This window comes from Mesorhizobium sp. M0898, assembly GCF_040319695.1.
GTDB lineage: Bacteria > Pseudomonadota > Alphaproteobacteria > Rhizobiales > Rhizobiaceae > Mesorhizobium.
Map to the genome: position 1 here is coordinate 1 of NZ_JAMYOE010000101.1, position 4,343 is coordinate 4,343.

5 protein-coding genes and 2 pseudogenes are annotated in these 4,343 nt (G+C 61.7%); 5 read left to right on the forward strand and 2 right to left on the reverse strand.

All coding sequences use genetic code 11. The features are described from left to right. A pseudogene (locus tag NKH90_RS34160) lies at positions 1-574 on the reverse strand (DUF3363 domain-containing protein); the annotation flags it as partial. Between the two features lie 479 nt (positions 575-1,053). On the opposite strand from NKH90_RS34160, the gene NKH90_RS34165 reads away from it, so the two are divergent. The 5 genes and pseudogenes from NKH90_RS34165 to NKH90_RS34185 all read left to right on the forward strand — a co-directional run bounded on the left by NKH90_RS34165 (position 1,054) and on the right by NKH90_RS34185 (position 3,079). Further along, positions 1,054-1,362, forward strand: coding sequence for a hypothetical protein (locus NKH90_RS34165; protein ID WP_352823687.1), 309 nt, complete (start codon positions 1,054-1,056; stop codon positions 1,360-1,362). Between the two features lie 158 nt (positions 1,363-1,520). Further along, positions 1,521-1,571: pseudogene (locus tag NKH90_RS34170) on the forward strand (hypothetical protein); the annotation flags it as partial. Beyond that, positions 1,549-1,833, forward strand: a complete 285-nt coding sequence (locus NKH90_RS34175; protein ID WP_352823691.1) for a hypothetical protein — start codon at positions 1,549-1,551, stop codon at positions 1,831-1,833. The pseudogene NKH90_RS34170 and the gene NKH90_RS34175, both read left to right, overlap by 23 nt. A gap of 496 nt (positions 1,834-2,329) precedes the next feature. Next, on the forward strand, positions 2,330-2,479 hold the full coding sequence (locus tag NKH90_RS34180; RefSeq protein ID WP_352596126.1) for a hypothetical protein: 150 nt from the start codon (positions 2,330-2,332) through the stop codon (positions 2,477-2,479). Positions 2,480-2,545: 66 nt separating this feature from the next. Beyond that, positions 2,546-3,079 carry a Ros/MucR family transcriptional regulator gene (locus NKH90_RS34185; RefSeq protein ID WP_352823689.1) on the forward strand — a complete coding sequence of 178 codons (534 nt, stop codon included), beginning with the start codon at positions 2,546-2,548 and terminating at the stop codon, positions 3,077-3,079. Positions 3,080-3,161: 82 nt separating this feature from the next. On the opposite strand, the gene NKH90_RS34190 is transcribed toward NKH90_RS34185, so the two are convergent. Next, positions 3,162-3,473: a DUF736 domain-containing protein gene (locus NKH90_RS34190; protein ID WP_352596123.1), complete on the reverse strand. Its 312-nt coding sequence runs from the start codon at positions 3,471-3,473 to the stop codon at positions 3,162-3,164. Positions 3,474-4,343 lie beyond the last annotated feature (870 nt).

The window sequence follows — 4,343 nt, forward strand, 5'->3', positions numbered from 1 at the left end:
TGAGATCGCGGGTGAAGGAGCGCAGGTCTTCCATCTCCGCGGCATCCTCCGGCGCGACGATGAAGCGGAACTGATGCCGGTCGCCCCGCCCGCGCTCGACGAAGGCCTTGCCATCGGCCTCGTCGTCGAAGGCCGAGTATACCTTCCCCTTCTCGCCGTCCCTGGTGACGCCGTCGCGCTGGAGATAGCGCAGATGCGCATCGACGGCCTTGCTCGTCGCCACAAACTTTTGGCCGCGCCCGCTCGCCTTCCCTCGCCCCGGCAGCTTGACGACGCGCGCCTTCACCACGACGCGGCGGGAGCGAAAGCGGACGCCATTGGAGTCCTGCTTCCACCCGCCACCGTCGTTTGGCAACCCTGCCACCACCTTGCCGCCGCGACCACGGGCGTTGAAGCGGCCACTTCCCTTTCCGCCGCCGCTGCTTGCGCCGATGCGGTTGGGATCGCCGCCCTGCTTCCGGATGGCAATCTCGACCTGGCGTGCGAAGGGCAGCGTCCGTGAATTGACCGGCGCGCCGCCATGCCGCATCCGGCCGGTGCGAACCTGGAATCTGTCGCTGTCACGATCTGCCATGACGACAGCATCGGGAGTCGGATTGGTGCTTCAAGATGGCCGGAGCGCAGAGCGTGCTACGGCGCGCAAAGACTTGCTGCGGCGAAGAATGGCGGATCGCACATCGCTGCGGCACGATAGTTTTGCGTTTCGGATCAACAGCATAGCCATAGCCTGTCAGCCCCGCACCTCACGTCATTCTGCCTGAGGTCGGCACGGGCAGGAAAAACAATGTGCAGACAAGCACTTACGAGCGAAGCGAGGCGAGCGCCAGCTCGCTTTATCTTGCTGTCCCTCTCCGCACTCTGTAACCGTCCGGATCCTGCACACCTAGTGCAATCTCGCAACGTGTGGGGTTCCTTCTTATCGAGGAGGATCTTCGGCGGTGCCTCGACGTTCCTGGGACAAGGCCGACAACTCGTACTGGTCGACGCATGTCGCGACCTGGTATCGGGGGCCGTTTTGAGGTGGAGGAATATTGCCGCCGGCGCAAGCTTTCGATGACGACTTTCGAGCTGTGGGTGCGTCATCTGGTGAGCGCGGAAGATCGGCGCAAACGTGCGGAATATCTGCGGAAATTGCGCCGGGGAAAGCCGCAAAAGCGGGGCAAGAAAGGGCCGCCGAAGCGACGCAAGAGCCCGCGCCGCTACTGCTACAGCGTGCGTACGGACACGATCCGATTTGCCCTGCAGGCGTTCTGGGGCATGCATGCGGAGGCGATGAACTGGAGCGGATTGGGGCCTGCCGAATATGCCGTGGCGCTCGGGCTTTCGCCCCCATGCGCTGCGCAAATGGCGCGCTCGTCTTGAGGAATTCGAATTCGAAGTGGACTGGCGATCTCTGTTGCATCCGAGTGCCCGGGCTCAATTAAGCAGCGCTGATTGCGTGCGGCGCCAATCGCTTGAGACTGCGGGTTGACGGGCGGTCGGACCGGCGCCGCTTCAGCGACGCGCAGAAGCAGGCGATTGTGCAGGAGACGGAGAAGCCTGGTGTCAGTGGCGGAGGTTGCCGCCGCCATGGAGTCGCCACCAGCACGGCCTTCCGCTGGCGTGTCGAGTTTCGGCCTGACCGCTCGCAAGACGCCGCAATTGGCAACTGTTGCGCTCATCCATGGGGCGAAAAAACGAACGCCGGCGACGGCTCCCCTGTGCAATCTCGTGCGGCCGCCGGACGGCATGGTGGCAGTCCGACTGGACAACGGGCGGCGCGTCTTTGCGTCCGTCAGCAGCAATGCGGATGCAGTCAAGCGGCATCTCGCGGTAAGGGAGAACGCATCATGATCGTCGTTGCGGCGGGTGTGAAGATGCATCTGGCGCTCGGTCATACCGACCGTCAAGAGGCTCGACGGGCTCGCCATACTGATCCAGGAGCAGCTGAAAGATGGATCCCTTCTCGGATTCCGAGCGCAATGGACCCCGACCACATCGAACGCGATATCAGCGAAGGCGCGAACATCACTCCGCGCCGTAGCGAACCCGGAAAAGCGCAACCAAAGCGCGGGCCGCTGCCCGATCATCCGCCGCGCGTTGTTGCGGCGGCACCCTGCCCAGCATCTGCGAGAGCATTAGCGAGATCCTCGACTATACCCAGGCGCGGTTTAGATGTAGCGCCACGCCGCCCGAAATGTGCCTGCCGGACCGTTGGCCCGAAGAGGTTCAGGCAACTTGAACGTCGCCGACGCGTTCCAGATGAATTGCGCCCGAAGCTCCAATTCACCGCCGCCGCCGCGAGGAGGACCGCGCCGCCAAGTGCCGAGAGGATAAAGATTGTACGCGCATGTTCATCGCTCGATCTGCGGTGCAGCAGCTTTCACCGGTTTATCAGCAACTCTGTCCGCAGCCGGGCAGAACGATGGAAGCGAAAGCTTGCCGGCTTGATATTTGCGACGAATACGGTTTGTTGCGGGACAACGAATTATTTGCCTGATTGGCAATAAACAGCCCATCCGTTTCAACGCGCGCCATTAGAGCCATCAGACAAGAGGAAAACTCGATGACCGTTTCTCCAGACCCAAGCGACCAGGCTGATCTCGTATCAATCGCCGCCGACATCGTTTCCGCCTACGTTTCGAACAATCCGCTGCCGGTCGGCGAGTTGTCGAAGCTGATCGGGGATGTCTATGTCGCTTTGCGAGGGATCGGCAGACCTGTGGCTGCGACCGCAGCCAAACTGGAGCCGGCGGTGTCGATCAAGAAGTCAGTGACACCTGATTTCATCATATGCCTGGAAGACGGCAAAAAGTTCAAATCCTTGAAGCGGCATATCGGAACGCACTACAATCTGAGTCCGGACGAATACCGTCTGAAATGGAACCTGCCCTCCGACTATCCGATGGTGGCGCCAAATTACGCGGTCACCCGCTCGGCCCTGGCGAAATCAACAGGTTTGGGACGCAAGGCGACAGCGCCAGCAAAAGCTGCGGCAGAAAAACCAAAACGAGTTGCTCGCGCGGCAGCGGCGGCCGCAATTGCCACGGCAATCACGTCGCCGGTCAAGAACGCGCGCAAGACACCCGTCAAAGCATAGCGTGCTGCACCAGATAGAGGTGCATGGTGAACCTGAACCATGGCGAAGCCCCGCCTTGCGCGGGGCTGCGTGTTTAGTCGGATCACTCTGCGGTGCGGCGGGACCAGATGAGCGACAACTCGCCCTCGGTGGCGGTCTCGACCAGGCTCGCATAGATCGGAGCGGGGAAGCTCGGATCGTCGAGCTTGACCGAGTGGTAGTCGCGGCCCTCGCGCGAGGTCTTCTTCCATGCCGCCCCGAACTCGATGGCGCCGGCGAAAATGCGGAAGTCCGGACCTTTTTCATTGTCGCCTTCGGCTGGCGTGAACGTCACCGACTTGACGTTGAGGTTCAGGGTTTTGACTGAGCCGGAGAAGCCGTTCGCGGTGCGGGAGAATGTGCCGATCGTCGCCATTGTGATGGTTCCTTCTGTTTCTCGGGCCGCGCCTATCGCGGCCTCGATGGTGGTCTTGAGACCGGGGGCGATCGGGCCGCACCCAAAGCAGCTGAAACGAAGTGGAAGACGGCGCCGCGAGACTTTCTTGGGCCGCGAGGAATGGACGCAAACCGGGGTCCCCGCCAGGTGTGCCGGGTGGGGTGGTACGGCCAGGGGAAGAAAACGAAGCGCCGTCGTTGCGGGAAGACGATCGAGGTTGAGCCAAGCGAAAACGGTCTTCGGTCAGACCCAATCCATTCGAGGGCGCCTTGGGCGTAGCTAGGATGGACAGACAGTCACAACGGCGACCGCGATCAGTCACCCGCTTCCCAGCCCCGTCATGAGCGCTTTGGCGGTCAATACAGCTAACCCACACCTCAACCATGAGAATGATGATGCCGCTCCAGGTACCCGCGCCAAGATGGCCGGCGAGCGGAGCTGGGCCGCGCCGTGAAGCTGGGCGGACCGGATCAGTTCAGTTCAGTTCAGGAGGTGGGTGACGCGCTCCATTGCGAGTGGGCGGCCACGCTCTGGTACAGATTGTATTTGTGCGAGCGATGGCCAAAGCCATTTCTCCATCGGCGGCTCATTTGCCTTATGCTTCGTCAATGATCCGAAATCCGCGTTCCAGACTGCAATCCTATGCTGCTTGACCCTATATTGATCAGCGATCTTGCCCCAAGGCATCCATTCCAAACGGCACAACGCGCCACTTGCTGACGCAGTGCGCCGATGTACGAACGTCTCGATATTTTGGGGCCGTTGAACGAACCCGCTGCGCGGGAGGGGCGCCTGCGGTTGAGGTAGAGATCAAGAACCGGTCGTCGCGCTCGCGTTGAGCGTCGTTCG